The 18,170-nt window shown below is 60.5% G+C and carries 12 protein-coding genes; 6 read left to right on the forward strand and 6 right to left on the reverse strand.

From position 1 onward, the window contains the following. Nucleotides 1-8: 8 nt before the first annotated feature. Nucleotides 9-2,474 carry a penicillin acylase family protein gene (locus ACXADQ_RS14785; protein ID WP_475322213.1) on the reverse strand — a complete coding sequence of 822 codons (2,466 nt, stop codon included), beginning with the start codon at nucleotides 2,472-2,474 and terminating at the stop codon, nucleotides 9-11. A 58-nt stretch (nucleotides 2,475-2,532) separates the two neighbouring features. Between ACXADQ_RS14785 and ACXADQ_RS14790 the strand changes: the two genes are divergently transcribed. After that, nucleotides 2,533-3,420 (forward strand): NAD(P)-dependent oxidoreductase, encoded by an 888-nt coding sequence (locus ACXADQ_RS14790; protein WP_475322217.1) that lies wholly within the window; start codon nucleotides 2,533-2,535, stop codon nucleotides 3,418-3,420. A 75-nt stretch (nucleotides 3,421-3,495) separates the two neighbouring features. On the opposite strand, the gene ACXADQ_RS14795 is transcribed toward ACXADQ_RS14790, so the two are convergent. The 4 genes from ACXADQ_RS14795 to speB form a co-directional block, all read right to left on the reverse strand. Beyond that, complete coding sequence (locus ACXADQ_RS14795; RefSeq protein ID WP_475322221.1) at nucleotides 3,496-3,828, reverse strand: SMR family transporter; 333 nt, start codon at nucleotides 3,826-3,828, stop codon at nucleotides 3,496-3,498. A 4-nt stretch (nucleotides 3,829-3,832) separates the two neighbouring features. Next, a complete protein-coding gene (locus tag ACXADQ_RS14800; protein WP_475322226.1) occupies nucleotides 3,833-5,053 on the reverse strand; it encodes a multidrug effflux MFS transporter in 1,221 nt (406 codons plus the stop codon). Between the two features lie 92 nt (nucleotides 5,054-5,145). Further along, entirely contained in the window at nucleotides 5,146-7,179 is a 2,034-nt protein-coding gene (locus ACXADQ_RS14805) for an ASKHA domain-containing protein (RefSeq protein ID WP_475322230.1), read from the reverse strand. Nucleotides 7,180-7,339: 160 nt separating this feature from the next. After that, a complete protein-coding gene (gene speB, locus ACXADQ_RS14810) occupies nucleotides 7,340-8,296 on the reverse strand; it encodes an agmatinase (protein ID WP_475322233.1) in 957 nt (318 codons plus the stop codon). A gap of 176 nt (nucleotides 8,297-8,472) precedes the next feature. Between speB and guaB the strand changes: the two genes are divergently transcribed. The 3 genes from guaB to ACXADQ_RS14825 all read left to right on the forward strand — a co-directional run bounded on the left by guaB (nucleotide 8,473) and on the right by ACXADQ_RS14825 (nucleotide 13,491). Continuing rightward, entirely contained in the window at nucleotides 8,473-9,921 is a 1,449-nt protein-coding gene (gene guaB / locus ACXADQ_RS14815; RefSeq protein WP_475322236.1) for an IMP dehydrogenase, read from the forward strand. Nucleotides 9,922-9,927: 6 nt separating this feature from the next. After that, nucleotides 9,928-11,094 (forward strand): RsmB/NOP family class I SAM-dependent RNA methyltransferase, encoded by a 1,167-nt coding sequence (locus ACXADQ_RS14820; RefSeq protein WP_475322238.1) that lies wholly within the window; start codon nucleotides 9,928-9,930, stop codon nucleotides 11,092-11,094. Nucleotides 11,095-11,187: 93 nt separating this feature from the next. After that, a complete protein-coding gene (locus ACXADQ_RS14825) occupies nucleotides 11,188-13,491 on the forward strand; it encodes a hybrid sensor histidine kinase/response regulator (protein ID WP_475322240.1) in 2,304 nt (767 codons plus the stop codon). Here the strand turns inward: ACXADQ_RS14825 and ACXADQ_RS14830 are convergent. Then, the gene (locus ACXADQ_RS14830) at nucleotides 13,486-14,088 is read right to left on the reverse strand and encodes a gamma-glutamyl kinase (protein ID WP_475322244.1); all 603 of its coding nucleotides are present in this window, start codon (nucleotides 14,086-14,088) and stop codon (nucleotides 13,486-13,488) included. The two genes, ACXADQ_RS14825 and ACXADQ_RS14830, sit on opposite strands and share 6 nt — an antisense overlap. A gap of 193 nt (nucleotides 14,089-14,281) precedes the next feature. On the opposite strand from ACXADQ_RS14830, the gene recA reads away from it, so the two are divergent. Together recA and alaS are read left to right on the forward strand one after the other, a co-directional pair. Further along, nucleotides 14,282-15,349, forward strand: coding sequence for a recombinase RecA (gene recA / locus ACXADQ_RS14835; RefSeq protein WP_475322246.1), 1,068 nt, complete (start codon nucleotides 14,282-14,284; stop codon nucleotides 15,347-15,349). 147 nt (nucleotides 15,350-15,496) lie between these two features. Beyond that, nucleotides 15,497-18,169, forward strand: coding sequence for an alanine--tRNA ligase (alaS, locus tag ACXADQ_RS14840; protein ID WP_475322248.1), 2,673 nt, complete (start codon nucleotides 15,497-15,499; stop codon nucleotides 18,167-18,169). The last annotated feature ends 1 nt before the right edge of the window (nucleotide 18,170 follow it).

Consider the following 18,170-nt stretch of genomic DNA (forward strand, 5'->3'; position numbering starts at 1 on the left):
GCTGTTCTTTACGGGGCAGGGCGCAGCATCGTCACCCCCACCGAGGCCGCGCGCGCGAGATCCACATCCAGCGACATCGGGATGTATTCGCCGCGCCGCCATAGCTCGCCCAGATCGTCATAATGGCGCGACAGGAAATGCCCCGACTGGCCGGTCGACGTGATGAAAACTGAACTGTCTGGATCGGCGAAATCATAGACCCCGCGATAGCCTGCGCCGTGGACGTTCTGGAACGGCGCACTGTCCTCGCCACTGGTTTTGCCGCGCATCAGGGTGTGATCCCCGCCGCTGGTGGATTGGCGGATATTGACGAAGAAGCGCATCAAAGGCACCTCGCCCAGGATCGGGTGGTCATGGGTGGCCTGGTGCGCGTCGCCCCAGCGCAGCGATTCCAGCTGCGATCCATAGCGTTCCTCGATCCAGATAATTGCGTCATCCAGCGCCATCCGCGCCAGATCTGAACATGTCTCGACCGGGGCGGATTGCAGCACATCGCACCAGACCGAGGCACCGTTCACATCCTTGTAGACCCGCTCGATAAACAGGGGTTCGACATGGGTGAATTCTTTGGCTAGCGGTCCCAGTTCGTCCCGGATCAGGCGGGCTTGCAAGGCACGGACCCAGGCCGAGTAGATCAGCGGCTCGGGGGCGTGTTCGTACATCTCGCCGTTCCATTCGGCCAGCAATGTCAGGGCGCGCTGGCGTTGGCGTTCGGGGGTGCCATCGGGGGCGGCCTGACCAGTGAACCACAGATCCGCTGCAATCAGCGGCAGTATCGTGCGCGCGGCGGGGCTGACGGTATCCAGTTGCGCCTCGATAAAGCTGTCGCGGGTGTGGACCTGACGCGACTGCATCAGGCGCTGCCAGCGTTGCACCCGTTGCGAGTCGGACCAATCAAAGCTGACATGCAAAGGAAAGGGGCGGTCGACGGTTTTATTGTTGGTATTGCCGACAATTCCGCCCAGCGGTTGCAGGAATTCGGGGTTCGCGGCATAGGCGCTGTGCCCTTGCCACCGGTTTTCCTGAAGCCAGCCGGGTGAGGGCATGCGCCCCTGGCTTTGATGGCGGGCCGAGCGGCGCGGCATCGCTCCCACGGTTTTCATGGCGATCTGGTCACTGTCCACCATGGTCACGTTTTGCGAGGGCGCCACATAGGGGCGCAGAGCCGACAGGGCCTCTTGGACCGATTTGGCATACATCAGCCCGACACCGGCGCTGAGCGTCGTGTCATTGTCGCCAAGCGCGGTCCAGGCGATGCTGGCCACGTGGCCGGGCGGGGTGATCGTGCCCAGATTGGCGTGGCTGCCGGGCAGGACGGGGCCATTCTCGGTCCAGCGCAGGGTGATGGTGACGGGTTCGGAATCCTTGATCTGGATGATGGATTTGCGGGTCCTGAAGGGTTTGAACCCAGTAGGTGTCTGATATTGCTCGGGATTGTCTGGGTTCAGGCGCTCGATATAGACATCCAGATCATCCATGTAAGACGAGGTCACGCCCCAGCCCAGATCCTCGCTGCGGCCCGACTGGACCGTGGGAATACCGGGAATGGTGGCGCCGATCACGCCGCCGTCATGCAGTTGAAGGCGCGCCAGATACCAGATGGTCGGCGCGCTGAACCCCAGATGCGGATCGTTGGCCAACAAGGTTCCCCCGGCCGCTGAACGATGCTTGGCCGCCGCCCAGGCGTTTGACGCGCCGGCCAGCTCTTTGCGCGGGAAAGGCGAGAGCTGGTCGCTGATCCGGTGTCCTTCGGCATAGCGAGGCAAGGGCGTGTCGAACAAACTGGCATAAGAGGCCAGCGCTGCAACGCCACTGCCCGGGGCATCGGGCAGGATGTCGGCCAGACGATCCGCATCCGGCAGCAACAAAGAGGTCCGCGCCCGCAGGACCTCGGTTTCCAGCTGGCCCGACAGTTGCACGGACATCAATTTGACAATGGCCAGCGAATCCGCAGGGGTCCACGGGGCGATCGGCGCGTTGAACAGGAACATTTCGGGCGCGCCACGGCCCAGGGCATCACGGTTGATTTCGTTGACACGGGCGTTCACTCCGGCGGCATAGGCGGTCAGGGCCCCTTGCGTGCGCGCGTCTTGCGCGCTGACAGACCGTTGGGCCGCGCTGTACAGATCAAACCGGCGCAACAGCTTGTCGATTTCCACCGTGCGGGCGCCGAAAACCTCGGACAGGCGACCCTGGACCGTGCGGCGCATCACCGTCATCTGCCACAGCCGGTCCTGCGCATGGGCATAGCCCAGACCAAAGAACACATCCCCATCCGTCGCCCCAAAGATATGAGGCACATTGGCGTTGTCGCGCACGATCTCGACCGGGGCGGAAATCCCGCGGACCTCTAGGGATTTGGTATAGTCAGGCAGCGAGCGCGAGGCGAGATAATAGATCACCAGAACGACCATCACCGCCAGCACAATCAACACGCTGGACAGTCGGAACAACCAAGTAATGAATAACGCCATTTTGCGGTGAGTCCCCGTTCGCCCTTGCCTTTGTTCTGATAGCTAGCCACAAACTTGGGTGAATACAAATGCTAGGGAGTGTGACATGGCGAAAGTGGCGTTTCTGGGCCTTGGGGTGATGGGCTATCCGATGGCGGGTCATCTGGCCAGGGCTGGGCACGAGGTGGTGGTCTATAACCGCACCGCCGCCAAGGCCGAGGCCTGGGTGGCCGAGTATGGGGGCGCAATAGGCCTGACCCCGCGCGAGGCCGCACAGGGCTGCGATTTCGTGATGGCTTGTGTTGGAAATGACGATGATCTGCGCTCGGTCTGTGTGGGGGAGGACGGCGCCTTTGCGGGCATGTCGGACGACGCGGTTTTTGTGGATCACACAACGGTGTCAGCGGCCGTTACCCGGGACTTGGCCGGGCAAGGCGTGGCCTTTGTCGACGCGCCCGTGTCCGGCGGGCAGGCCGGGGCCGAGAATGGCCAGCTGGTGGTGATGTGCGGGGGTGATCAGGCTGCCTATGATAAGGCTGAGCCGGTGATCGACGCCTATGCCAAGATGTGTAAACGCCTGGGCGAAAGCGGCATGGGGCAGATGTGCAAGATGGTGAACCAGATTTGTATCGCGGGTCTGGTGCAGGGCCTGTCCGAAGGGCTGCATTTCGCCGAAAAGGCCGGTCTGGACGGGCGCGCCGTGGTCGAGGTGATCGGCGGAGGCGCGGCGGGCAGCTGGCAGATGGTGAACCGCTATGAAACCATGCTGGATGATGAGTTCGAGCACGGGTTTGCCGTGGACTGGATGCGCAAGGATCTGGGGATCTGCCTGTCCACCGCCGACGAGATTGAAGCCAGCCTGCCGGTGACCGCTTTGGTGGATCAGTTCTATAAGGATGTCCAGAAACTGGGCGGGGCGCGCTGGGATACTTCGAGTTTGATCAAACGCTTGCGGGCGCTGGATTGATTTTGACCGGGTTGGGGGCGCTGCCCCCCGGCCTGCGGCCTCCCCCCGGGGTATTTGGGCCAAGAAAAAGCGGGCTTAGTGCGGGGCGGTTTTCGAGAACAGGTGAATCACCAGAATGCCCGTCAGGATGAGGCCCATGCCCAGGATCGCGGGCAGGTCGAGTTTTTGTCCGAAAATGGTCAGGCCGATCAGGGCGATCAGCACGATGCCAAGGCCGCTCCAGATGGCATAGACCACGCCGACGGGCATGGTTTTCAGGGTGAGCGAGAGCAGCCAGAAGCTGAGCGCATAGGCCACCACAACAAGCACTGAGGGCCAGAACCGGGTGAATTGCTGGCTGGCTTGCAGGGCGGTGGTGCCGATGGTTTCAGCGGCGATGGCCAGGAACAGGATCAGATAGGTTTGCATGGGGTTAGATCTCGTCCGGGTTGCGCAGGTCGATCTGGCGCATTCTGAGCAGGACCAGAAACGCCGCTGTGGCCGAGATCAGGATGCCGATGGTCAGGGGCAGCGGTGTGTTGGAAAAGCTGAGCCCCACGGGGATGGCCAGGCCTGCGGCGATCACGGTGGCGACGGCGCCCGACACACTGGCCGCGATTCCTGCGATATGGCCCATGGGCTCCATCGTGATGGCGTTCAGGTTGCCCAATGTCAGGCCGATCTGGAAAAACACCGAGGTCATCCAGGCCAGAAACAGATAGAACATCGCGTTGGGGAAATATCCCGAAAGCCAGGCCAGCGTGATCAGCAGCGACAGGACCATCTGGATGCCAAGGGCGATGGTCGCCAGGTTTCGCATGCCGTAGCGAACCACCAGGGCCGCGTTCAGAATATTCCCGCTGGCGGCCAGCAGCGCCATCCCAGCGAACCAATAGGGAAACGAGGCGGTCTTGGCGAATACCACGTCAAAGATGGGCTGAATCAGGCTGATGGTCATGAACAGGATGGCGAAACACAGGGTCTGCGCCAGGATGGACAGGCGCACGCGGGGGTGGGCGAACATCTCTTGGATCGCGGCCCACATATCGGCGGGGCGGAGCGAGCGGCGCTTGTCCAGGGGCAGGGATTCGGGTTGGCGGATGGCCAGCCAGGCAGCGGCGACGCCTGCAAACAGGATAAAGGTCAGGAAAATCGCGCGCCATCCGGCAAATGCGATGATGATCGACCCCAGCAGAGGCGCAACAGCGGGGAACAGCGTGAACACCATCATCACAAAGGACATGATCCGTGCCATCTCGCGGCCTGAATATAGGTCTCGGATAATGGCCAGCCCCACGACACGAGGCGCAGCGGCGCCGACACCGCCAAGAAAGCGGGCGAACAGGACCAGCTCCAGCCCCTGCGCGACAAAGGCCAGCGCAGCCCCCAGGATATACAGGCCCGCCCCGGCCAGGATGACAGGTTTGCGCCCAAAGCGATCTGACAGTGGCCCAGTGAAAAATGTGCCCGCCCCCATGCCCAGCACAAAGCTGGTCAGGATCAACTGAGCGCGGTTGACGTCATTGGGGCTGAGCTCGGCTGCGATCTCGGGCAGGGCGGGCAGCATGGAATCGATGGAAAAGGCGATCGTCGCGAAGAGCATCGCCAGCAGGGCAATGAACTCGACACGAGACAGCGCAGGGCGCGGGGTCATGGCAGGTGTCCTGGGTTGTGTCCGCCCGCGCTAGCATGTTTTGCACGACCGGGCCAGATGTGAGGACTACGGTAGTGTGGAAAGTTAACGAATTAACGACGTCGGCGCCTGCGCCCGCCGGTGCCTTCGGCTTTGACGTTGAAGCTGACGTTTGGCAGGTCAACCACTTGTGCCAGTTCCGGAAAGGGCTCGGTCGCGTGAGGGATGGCGTTGGCGGCGACGAAATGTTCCTGGAACCGTGGCTCGATCGCGGTTTCGATCTTGGTGATCTGATGCACGGTCTGTTCGATCTCGGCGCGCGCTGCGATATTGCACAGGGCGATCCGCGCACCGGTGCCCGCAGCATTGCCCGCGCTTTGAACTTTATCCAGCGGCACATCAGGGATCATGCCCAGCACCATCGCGTGTTTGGGGCTGATATGGGCGCCGAACGCCCCGGCCAGCACCACGCGATCCACCTTGTTAACGCCCATTTCGTCCATCAGCAGCCGCGCCCCGGCATAGAGCGCGGATTTGGCCAGCTGGATGGCGCGGATGTCGCCTTGGGTGACGGTGATCAAAGGGCCGCCATCCGCCGTGCCGTCATGGATGACATAAGCATGGGTACGCCCTTCGGCGATGCAGCGGGGGGTGCCAGTTTGGTCGGCCGAGCCGATCAGGCCCGAGGGATCCAACAGGCCCGCGATGCGCATTTCGGCCACGGCCTCGATGATGCCCGAGCCACAAATACCGGTGATCCCCGTCGCGGCGGCGGCCTGGGCAAAGCCCGGATCATCCGACCACATATCCACGCCGATGATGCGGAACCGGGGCTCTTTGGTGGTGGGGTCGATCTCGATCCGTTCGATGGCGCCGGGGGCCGCGCGCTGGCCGCTGCTGATCTGGGCGCCCTCGAATGCGGGGCCCGTGGGGGACGAGCACGCCAGCACCCGTTCGGTATTGCCCAGCAGGATTTCCGCGTTGGTGCCAACATCAACAATAAGCGCCAGGTCTTTGGATTTATTGGGTTCTTCGGACAAGGCAACAGCGGCGGCATCTGCGCCCACATGGCCGGCGATACAGGGCAGAACATAGACCTGCGCGCGTGGGTTCAGGGCGGTCAGATCCAGCTGCGCAGCGGGCAGCGACAGGCTGTCAGAGGTTGCCAGCGCAAAGGGGGCCTGGCCCAGCTCGACCGGATCGATGCCCAGCAGCAGGTGGTGCATCACCGGGTTGCAGACAAAGGTCGCCTCGATCAGCAGGGCCGGATCAATCTGCGCCTCGGTGCACAGCGCGGCGGCCAGCTCGTTCAAAGCGGTGCGCACGGCGGTGGTCATTTCAGCATCGCCACCGGGGTTCATCATGGCATAGGAGACGCGGCTCATGAGGTCTTCGCCAAAGCGGATCTGCGGATTCATCAGGCCCGAGGAGGCAATGACCTCGCCGGTTTGCAGATCGCACAGATGCGCCGCGATGGTGGTCGAGCCCAGATCAATCGCCAGCCCGTACAGACCGCTGTCATGCAGGCCGGGCCAGAGCTCGATCAGGTGCGGCGCGGTGCCGGTATGATCGTGGTGCAGGGCGACGGTGATCTGCCAGTTACCCTTGCGCAGGGTGGGTTGCAGTTTGGACAGGATGGACAGATCGGCGCGCAGGTCCTGGATCTGCCACTGGTCGCGCAGAGCGGATTTCAGGCGTTCGAAATCGCCGGTGGGCACGTGCATGTCGGGCTCGGACACCTCGATGAAATAGAGCCGCGTGGCCGGGTCCATGGTGATGGCGCGCGCGCTGGCGGCCTTGCGGATCACCTGTTTGTGGACCTGGGATTCAGGGGGCACGTCAATGACGATATCGCCCTGAACCGTGGCCTGACAGCCCAGGCGGCGGCCCTTGGTCAGCCCGCGTTTGTCGTCATAGCGTTGCTCGACCGCGTTCCAGTCGGACAGCGCGGTGTCGTGCACGGTGACGCCGTGTTTGGGGAATTCACCATAAGAGGGGGTGATCTGGCATTTAGAACAGATGCCCCGCCCGCCGCAGACCGAATCCAGATCGACGCCCAACTGGCGGGCTGCGGTCAGAACGGGCGTGCCCACCGGAAAACGGCCACGTTTGCCAGAGGGGGTAAAGATAACGAGAGGATCGGACATGGATCAGGCCTTGGGTGTTCGCGTTGCGGCGGATCATAGGGCCTGCGCGGGCGAAGGAAAGCCGGGAAACGGCATTTGCGGCGCGCGCTGCGTCATCGTTGGTATGGGTCGCTGGGGAAGGATGCCTCCGGCGGGAGTATTTGGGCGAGCAAAGAAAGGGTTAGCGGTGGCCCTTGGCGTGGAAGATGAAGCCCAGCGTGTTGAGCAAGATCTGGGCGGCGAGGATGGCGGTCGAGCCGGTTGGGTCGTAGTCGGGGGCGACCTCGACCAGGTCGATGCCGATGATGTCGTGGTTTCGGGCGACCTGTTGGAGCAGCTCGAGCACCTCGTAGTAGAGGAATCCGCCATGGCTGGGGGTGCCGGTGCCCGGTGCGATGGAGGGGCAGAAGGCATCGATATCAAGGGTGATGTAGACCGGTGTTTTCGCCGGGAGGCGCGCGGCGAGGTCTTGGGGGCCGAGTTTGCGGGCCTGGCGCACGGACAGGATATCCGAGCCCATCTGGCGCGCGTCCTCGTAGCCTTCGCGCGCGGTGGAGGAGACATTGCGGATGCCGACCTGGGTCAGGCCGGTGACGTAGGGAAGCTCGGCTGCGCGGCGCATGGGGTTGCCGTGACCATGGCGCACCCCGTGGCGTTCATCGACGAAATCCAGGTGGGCGTCGATTTGCAGGACATGGAAATCGCCCTGTGTGTCAAAGGCGCGCAAGCAGGGGATGTTGATCGAGTGATCCCCGCCGATGGTGACGGGCAGGGCACCGGCCCTGAGGGCAGCGCGCACGGCGGTTTCGATATTGGCATGGCTGGCTTCGGTGTCGGTGTGGACGATGTCCGCGTCTCCCATGTCGACGATCCGGACCGATCCGGGCAGATAGGTGGCGTCATCCTCGTGATCATAGGCTCCGGCGTGGCCAAAGCTGAACAGGGTCGAGGCCTCGCGCACCGCACGGGGGCCAAACCGGGCGCCCGAGCGCCACTGCGTGCCGAAATCGAAGGGCGCGCCGATGATGGCCACGTCGGCCTCGAGCTGGTCCCATTCGGGCTGATAGGGGCGTTTGCCGAAGGTCGCGATGCCGACAAATGGCAGGTCCAGCCTGCCGCTTTCATATCCGTGTGCCATGAGAACCTCTTGAGAACCGCGTGCTGCTTGGGGGTAGAATGGCGGGGGTGGGGCCTGCAAACAAGCGTATCAAGCGGCATAAACCGGTCACGAAACGTCAGTTGGGGCTTTTCTTTCCTGCGGATGCATGAGATAGGGACGTGCCAACACCGATCCCCATTTTCCCGGAGTCCCCTATGGAAATTCGTGAGGCCCTAACCTTCGATGATGTTCTTCTGGTTCCTGCTGCGTCGAGCGTTCTGCCGTCGACCGCAGACACGCGGACACGCGTGACGAACTCGATTGCGCTGAATATCCCTCTGCTGAGTTCTGCGATGGATACCGTCACGGAATCGCGCATGGCGATTGCCATGGCGCAGGCCGGTGGCATGGGCGTGATTCACAAGAACCTGACCGTGGATGAACAGGCGCGCGAGGTTCGCCGGGTCAAGCGGTTTGAATCCGGGATCGTTTATAACCCGGTGACGCTGCGGGTGGATCAGACGCTGGCGGACGCCAAGGCCTTGGTCGAGCGCTATAACTTCACCGGTTTCCCGGTTGTCGATGAAAATGGCCTGGTTGTGGGTATTTTGACCAACCGGGATATGCGGTTTGCCAGTTCGGATGACATGCCCGTGTCGGAGATGATGACCAGCAATGATCTGGCCATGTTGGCGGAACCTGCTGATCTGGACGAGGCCAAGAGCCTGATGAAGGCCCGCCGCATCGAAAAGCTGTTGGTACATGATGGCCAGGGCAAACTGACGGGCCTGCTGACGCTGAAAGACACCGAAATGGCGGTGCTGAACCCCACGGCGTGTAAGGACCAGCTGGGCCGTCTGCGTGTGGCGGCGGCCACTGGTGTTGGCGAGGCGGGCTTTGAACGCTCCGAGGCTTTGGTGGATGCAGGGGTCGACATTCTGGTTGTCGATACTGCGCATGGCCATTCCGAGGGCGTTCTGGAGGCCGTCAAACGGGCCAAGAGCCTGTCCAACGAAGTGCAGGTCGTGGCGGGCAACGTGGCCACCGGCGAGGCCACCAAGGCGCTGATCGACTCGGGCGCGGATGCGGTGAAGGTCGGGATCGGACCGGGCTCGATCTGTACCACGCGGATGGTGGCCGGTGTGGGTGTGCCCCAGCTGACCGCGATCATGGATTGTGCCAAGGCCGCCGGGGATACCCCGGTGATTGCCGATGGCGGCATCAAGTTCTCGGGCGACTTTGCCAAGGCCATTGCGGCGGGGGCATCCTGCGCCATGGTCGGCTCGATGATCGCGGGCACCGATGAAAGCCCGGGGGAGGTGATCCTTTACCAGGGTCGTTCGTTCAAATCCTATCGCGGTATGGGCAGCTTGGGCGCAATGGCGCGTGGCTCGGCCGATCGCTATTTCCAGAAGGACGCGGCCAGCGACAAACTGGTGCCCGAAGGGATCGAAGGCCAGGTGCCCTATAAAGGCCCAGCTGGCACCGTGATCCACCAGCTGGTGGGCGGTCTGCGCGCGGCCATGGGCTATACTGGTAATGCCACCGTGGACGAGATGCGCAAGAACAGCAATTTCGTGAAAATCACTGGTGCGGGTCTGAAGGAAAGCCATGTGCATGACGTTCAGATCACCCGCGAAAGCCCGAACTACCGGATCGGCTGATTTGGCATGACCCCTGCGGCGCGACTACAGGCGGCGGCCGAGATTCTGGATCTGATCCTGGATGGCGCGCCCGCAGAAAAGACCTTGACCGGCTGGGCGCGGCGCTCGCGTTTTGCCGGGTCCAAGGACCGTGCCGCGATCCGGGATCACGTGTTCGAGGCGCTGCGGTGCCGACGCTCTTTCGCGGCTTTGGGCGGCGCAGAAACCGGCCGTGGGCTGATGATCGGCGCGCTGCGGGCCGGTGGGCAAGAGCCCGAAGACTTCTTTACCGGTCAGGGCCATGCGCCAGCCCCGCTGTCCGAGGCAGAACAAAACACGCGCCCACCGAACCAGGCCGAGGCGATGAACCTGCCCGATTGGCTGATCCCACTGTTTCAGGACAGCCTGCAGGACAAGGCCCAGGCGGTCTGCGACACGCTGCAACATCGCGCGCCGGTGATGTTGCGGGTGAATCTGCGCAAAGCCACGCGGGACCAGGCCATTGCCCGCTTGTCGCAAGAGGACATCGCGGCGCATGTGGCAGAGATCTCGCCGACAGCTCTGATTGTCACCGAAGGCGCGCGGAAAGTCAGCCAATCGAGTGTGTTCAAAGATGGCTGGATTGAATTGCAGGATGGTGGATCGCAGGCTCTGATCGACCGGGTGCCGTTGCGGGACGGGCACAACATTCTGGACTATTGCGCCGGGGGCGGGGGCAAGACTCTGGCGATGGCCGGGCGGGTACAGGGGAAATTCTGCGCTTATGACGCGAATCCTGGTCGCTTGAAGGACCTTCCAAACCGTGCCAAACGGGCCGGGGTGTCCGTTCGCCTGCTTGAAAGCGCGCAGCTGAAAACACAGGCGCCCTATGATGTCGTCCTGTGCGATGTTCCGTGTTCGGGTAGCGGATCCTGGCGCCGCTCTCCTGAGGGGAAATGGGCCCTGACACCCAAGGGACTTGCGGATCTGAACGCAACCCAGTCCGATATTCTGGATAAAACACAACAGCTTGTCGCAGATTCAGGCGCGTTGATCTATGCGACCTGCTCGGTTCTAAGCTCCGAGAACCAAAATCAGATCGCGGCATTCCAGACGCGAAACCCCGGCTGGACTCTTGTATGGCAGCAGGCCTGGCTGCCAGGACCGCAAAACGATGGCTTCTATGCGGCATGCTTGACCAGAAATGCTGAATAATTCTACCTTTAAGGGAATGTGTTCTGATTAAGGGTGGATTAACCGTTGCGCGCCGAGACTGTAGCAACGTGGAATCAGCATATGGCAAGGTAAATGAGTGTTTCAGCACAAGCCGCACCTGGTTTGGGCGGGCGTATAAACGCGCGGCAAGTTTTCGCTCTGCTAGTGGGCGCTGGATTGTGTGCGTTTGCGTCGACACAGGTCGAACAAGGGCTGACCGGGCAGGCGTTGTTGTCCTTGGCCGTCGGACTCAGCACGGCGGGGGGGCTGTTTGCGCTGCTCTATCTGCGCGCGCGACATCGTGCGCGCCTGCACCGTTCGATCATCAGCGCCTATTTGGCAAGCGATTCCAGCTACTGTTTTGTCACGGATGATATTGGGCGCATCACATTTGCGAACCAGGCCGCCAAGGAGGGGCTGTCACCAGAAGACGGTCAGACGCTGGCAAATGTTCTGAAGGATCTGATGGGCAATCCGGGCACCTTGTTGACGCGCATGCAAATTCGCGCGCTGGACACTGGCGGTGCGACCGAGGATGTCACCACGCGGCGCGGACATTTGTGGCTAAAGGCCACCGCGCTGGGAAAACAGGAAATTGCCTGGCGTATTGACGAAACACGCGAGGCGCCGCTGCGCGCGGGGCGTGGACCAAGTCTGCCGACGGTGACGATCGGGCGTCGAAATGCGGTGCTGTCGATGAACGACTCGGCGCGGCAATTCGTCGGGGACCGAGCGCGCACTTTGTTGGATGTCTTTCCAGAAGGTGTGCCCGAGCATGGTCAGATCTGTGTCGCGCGCAATGGGGAAACCCTGCACCCCTGTGCGGTCGCCGAAACCGTCACGCATCCAGGGCGCCGAGAGTTCGTGTTCCTTCCCATTAGCGTTTCCGAGTTTGCCGATGCGTCTGAATGGTCAGCTTTTGATCGTCTGCCCGTCGCGGTTCTCAGACTGGAAGATGACGGTCAGATCGTTCAATCGAACCGGTTGGCGCGCGAATTGCTTCATCTCGAAACGACTCAGGGGCAATCGCTACAAGGGATATTAGAAGGTTTAGGCCGGCCGATCAGCGATTGGCTGACTGATGCGTCCTTGGGAAAGTACCTAAACAAATCCGAGTTTTTACGCCTAAAAAACAATGACGTAGAGGTGTTTTTACAGGTTTCGCTCGGGCGTATTTCCACACCGGAGGGCAAACATGCGCTGGTTGCGGTCCTGCATGACGCGACCGAGCTCAAAAGCCTGGAGGCCCAGTTCGTTCAAAGCCAGAAAATGCAGGCGATCGGCCAGTTAGCGGGCGGAGTGGCACATGATTTCAATAACTTGCTCACGGCTATCTCGGGCCATTGTGATTTACTACTGCTCAGGCACGATCAAGAAGACACAGATTTCGCTGACCTCGTGCAGATCTCTCAGAATGCCAATCGTGCGGCGGCTTTGGTCGGTCAGCTACTTGCGTTCTCGCGAAAACAGACATTGCGTCCCGAGACCTTGGATTTGCGCGATACGCTTTCGGATCTCACCCATTTGTTGAACCGCTTGGTAAGTGAAAAAGTAACGCTGACATTTAGCCATGATCCCATTCTGATGCCGGTTCGCGCTGATAAACGCCAGTTCGAACAGGTCCTTATGAACTTGGTCGTGAACGCCCGCGACGCCATGCCAGAGGGCGGAGAGATCCGTATCGAAACGAGTGGTCAGACTTTGGAAAAAGAGCTGCGCCGAGATCGGGCAACTGTCCCGCCGGGCGACTACGTCAGCGTGCGAGTTTCCGATCAGGGATGCGGCATTCCTCAGGACAAATTGCAGAAGGTTTTTGAACCTTTCTATACGAGCAAACGAACAGGAGAAGGTACAGGGCTTGGTCTCTCAACAGCCTATGGAATCATCAAGCAAAGTGGTGGCTTCATCTTTATCGACAGCATCGTAGGTCAGGGCACTGTGTTTACAATCCTGTTGCCAGCGCATCGCGAGAAACCACCCCAAAAAGTTCAGCAGCCCGTAACGGAGAAGCCAAAAAACAATATGCATCGAGACGAAGGCGTGGTTCTTTTGGTTGAAGACGAAGCACCGGTCCGCGCTTTTGCTTCGCAAGCGTTAAAACTTCGCGGTTATACCGTGATCGAGGCCGGCACGGGGGAAGAAGCGATTGATGTGCTCAGTGACGCGCATCTGCATGTCGATCTGTTCATTAGCGATGTGATTATGCCCGGTATGGATGGCCCAAGCTGGGTCAGACAGGCGCGAAAATCACGACCTGATACCCGCGTTGTCTTTGTTTCCGGATATGCCGAGGATGCGTTGGATGATAGCGCTGAACCAGTCAGCAACTCGGTCTTCCTGCCCAAACCGTTTTCGCTGAACGACCTGTTGGAGACCGTTCATGATCAAATGTCATGAGTGTGTAGACGCGCCTTCCCAAAGCTCGAATTCCTCCGCCCGTTTTCGGCGCAATCGTCTTTCCGTGGCGGGGGTTAATTCCAGTTCCATCTGAGGGGACACGTTCGCGCGGTTCAAATCGAACCGATACTCTAGGCGCTCTTCGAGAAATTTCTGGAGTCCGGCCTGATCTTCGTAGCGAAACAGGTGATTGACGCGGACGCCGTTTGGGCGGGGCTCCAGAAACTTTGCCTGGCTTCCCACATTCGCGAATCCTGCTGGCGATCCCTTAATGTACTCAAGCACAAAGTCATCAAAAGTGACCTCATGAGTTGCATTCGGATGGCCCAACATGAACGGACGACGTCGGTATCTATACCAGCTTCCAAGCCAGCTTATCGGTTCACGCACAACCGCAAGCGTTTCAAACCCTTCGCCACCCACTTTTTCAAACATTGGCCGAAAGAACCGATTGTAGCGGTATAGCGGGGCATGTTTTAACTCGGGCGGGTCACTGACAACCATGTCCGCCCGTTGCGCAAGCGCTTCGTGATAGGCCGTCGTACCCGTTTTGGGAACAGACAGGAACACAAGCTTTTCTTTCCAAAACATCAACATAGATCTGTTTCCATTCTCAGGGGGCGCTTCTTGTGCGCGTGTTTACTGAAACTTAACGACCGCACGCCAAATTAAAATCAGAAAATTTTGATTGAAATGTTCCTGCTTTGTGCTCATGATGCATCTAGGAACACATGGGGAACAAACGTGATGATTGCCGCAAGGCAGAACGTGTGGGATAAGGATGTGAACAATGGCAACGGCAGATCTTCTTTCGATGGATAGTAAACGCAACGCGGACAAACAAAAGGCACTGGATAGTGCGCTTTCCCAGATCGAGCGCCAGTTTGGCAAAGGGTCGATCATGAAACTGGGGGGCGAAAACGCCGTTCAAGAGATCGAGGCAACGTCGACCGGATCGCTCGGGCTGGATATTGCCTTGGGAATCGGAGGGCTGCCCAAAGGGCGAGTCATCGAGATCTACGGGCCTGAAAGCTCGGGTAAGACAACCTTGACACTTCACTGCGTCGCTGAGGAGCAAAAAAAGGGCGGGATTTGCGCATTTGTCGATGCGGAACATGCGTTGGATCCGCAATACGCCAAGAAGCTGGGTGTGAACCTGGATGAGCTGCTGATCAGCCAGCCAGACACGGGCGAACAGGCGCTGGAAATCGTGGATACGCTGGTGCGCTCTGGTGCGGTCAGCATGGTCGTGGTCAATTCGGTGGCGGCGCTGACACCGAAATCCGAACTCGAAGGTGACATGGGCGACAGCAACGTTGGCGTTCAGGCCCGTCTGATGAGCCAGGCGATGCGCAAGCTGACCGGTTCGATCAGCCGCTCGAATTGTATGGTCGTGTTCATCAACCAAATCCGGATGAAAATCGGGGTCATGTTTGGTAGCCCGGAAACGACCACGGGGGGCAACGCGCTGAAGTTCTACAGCTCGGTTCGTTTGGACATCCGCCGGATCGGGGCCATCAAGGACCGGGACGAGGTTGTTGGCAACCAAACCCGTGTGAAAGTGGTGAAAAACAAAGTCGCACCGCCGTTCAAACAGGTCGAATTTGACATCATGTATGGCGAGGGCATCTCGAAGACCGGCGAGCTGCTGGATCTGGGTGTGAAGGCTGGTGTGGTCGACAAATCCGGGTCCTGGTTCAGCTACAATGATGAACGCTTGGGGCAGGGGCGCGAGAACGCCAAGACTTTCCTCAAGGAAAACGAAGACGTTGCGTTTGAAATCGAAGATAAAATCCGTGCCGCGCATGGTCTGGATTTCGAGATGTCCAACGAAGACGAAGACGTGTTGGAGGCCTAATCCGCCCGTAAATTCAACACAAGGCCGGTTCCGAAAACGGGGCCGGCCTTTGCTATGCCGATGAGGGCGCACCTAACGGTGGACACCGGGCGCGGGCGGGGCTAAATCTGCGGGACCATTGGCCTTGTCCGGAAAGACCTGAAACGCATGCCCAGCCTGAACGATATCCGCTCGACGTTCCTTAACTATTTCCAGAAGCAGGGGCACACGATCGTGCCCTCCAGCCCGCTGGTTCCGCGCAACGACCCGACCCTGATGTTCACCAACTCGGGCATGGTGCAGTTCAAGAACTGTTTCACCGGGGTCGACAAGCGCGATTACGTCCGCGCCACGACCTCGCAGAAATGTGTGCGCGCGGGCGGCAAGCACAACGATCTGGACAATGTTGGTTACACGGCGCGCCACCATACGTTCTTTGAAATGCTGGGGAATTTCAGCTTTGGGGACTATTTCAAACCTGAGGCCATTCCTTTCGCATGGGAGCTGATCACCAAGGAATTCGGCATCGACAAAAGCCGCCTGTTGACCACCGTTTACCATACCGATGACGAGGCGTTCGAGATCTGGAAAAAGGTGGGCGTGCCCGAGGATCGGATCATCCGCATCGACACGTCGGACAACTTCTGGCAGATGGGCCCGACCGGCCCTTGCGGACCGTGCACCGAGATTTTCTATGATCACGGCGATCACATCTGGGGTGGCCCTCCGGGTAGCCCCGAGGAAGACGGCGACCGGTTCATCGAGATCTGGAACGTCGTTTTCATGCAAAACGAAAAGTTCGAAGACGGCTCGATGGTCGATCTGGACATGCAATCGATCGACACCGGCATGGGGCTGGAGCGGATCGGCGCGTTGTTGCAAGGCAGCCACGACAACTATGACACGGATCTTTTCAAATCGCTGATCGAGGCTTCGGCCCATGCCACCAGCGTGGACCCATACGGGGATAAAAACGTTCATCACCGGGTGATCGCGGACCATTTGCGCTCGACCTCGTTCCTGATCGCGGATGGGGTGATGCCCAGCAATGACGGCCGCGGGTATGTGCTGCGCCGGATCATGCGCCGCGCCATGCGGCATGCGCATCTGTTGGGCGCGAAGGACCCGATCATGCATCAGCTGGTGCCCGCGTTGACCGCTCAGATGGGCGATGCCTATCCCGAATTGCGTCAGGCCCAGGCGCTGATCGAAGAAACGCTGTTGCTGGAAGAAACCCGGTTCAAGCAAACGCTGGATCGTGGTCTGAAGCTGCTGGATGACGAGGTTGCCGGCCTGGGCGAGGGCGGCGCGCTGCCCGGCGCGGCTGCGTTCAAGCTGTATGACACCTATGGGTTCCCGCTGGATCTGACCCAGGACGCGCTGCGCGAAAAGGGCCTGACCGTCGACACGGATGGATTTGACGCTGCGATGGACGCGCAAAAAGCCAAGGCGCGGGCCGCTTGGGCGGGTTCCGGCGAGGCCGCTGACAACGCGGTTTGGTTCGACGTGATGGATGGCGAAGGCGCCACCGATTTCCTGGGCTATGACACCGAAAAAGCCGAAGGTCAGGTCACCGCCTTGATCGTTGACGGTGCGCTGGTCGACAAGATCGCCGAGGGTCAAAGCGGCTGGATCGTGGTGAACCAGACGCCGTTTTATGGTGAATCCGGGGGTCAGGTCGGGGATACTGGCGTGATCCGCCGGATCGAAAACCGTGACGACGTGGCCTCGGTCACGGATACGCGCAAATTCGCGGATGGTAAGGTGTTTGCACATCGTGTCGATGTCGAACGCGGCACAGTGTCCAAGGGGGACCCGGTCGAGCTGGAGGTGGATCACACCCGTCGCTCGGCCATTCGGGCGAACCACTCGGCTACGCACCTGCTGCACGAGGCCCTGCGCGAAACCCTGGGTGATCACGTGGCGCAGCGCGGCTCGTTGAACGCGCCCGATCGTCTGCGGTTCGACTTCAGCCATGCCAAGGCCCTGACCGAGGACGAGCTGTCCAAGGTGGCCGCCGATGTGAACGCCTTTATCCGTCAGAACACGCCCGTTGAAACCCGGATCATGACGCCGGATGATGCCCGTGCGATTGGCGCGCAGGCCCTGTTTGGCGAAAAATATGGCGACGAGGTGCGCGTTGTGTCCATGGGCCGCGCTGACACTGGCAAGGGCCAGGACGGCCAGACCTATTCGTTGGAGCTGTGCGGCGGGACGCATGTGAAACAGACCGGCGATATCGGCATGTGTGTGATTTTGGGCGACAGTGCCTCCAGCGCCGGGGTGCGCCGGATCGAGGCTCTGACCGGGCAGGGCGCACTGGATTATCTGAGCGATCAGGCCAAAACCATGAACGCGGTTCTGGGCGCGCTAAAGGCGCAACCGTCCGAGCTAACCGACCGGGTCGAGGCCCTGCTGAGCGAGCGCAAACAGCTGAGCAACGAGGTTGCCCAACTGCGCCGCGAACTGGCGATGGCTGGTGGCGCGGGTCAAGGGGGGGGCGCCGAGGCCGAAGAGGTAAACGGCGTGAAATTCCTGGCGCAGGTGTTGTCGGGTGTTTCGGGCAAAGATCTGCCCGCGTTGATTGACGAGCACAAGTCTCGCCTTGGATCGGGGGCGGTTCTGCTGATTGCGGATGCAGATGGTAAAGTCGCTGTGGCCGCAGGTGTGACCGAAGATTTGACCGGAACGGTTTCTGCAGTAGATCTGGTCCGCGCCGCGACGCCCGAACTGGGTGGTAAAGGTGGCGGTGGTCGCCCGGACATGGCTCAGGGTGGCGGTCGCGACGCAAGCAATGCACAATCGGCCATAGATGCGGCCAAAGCAATTATTGGAGAATAAA

It is taken from the genome of Thalassovita sp. ABM4_323 (assembly GCF_056158665.1).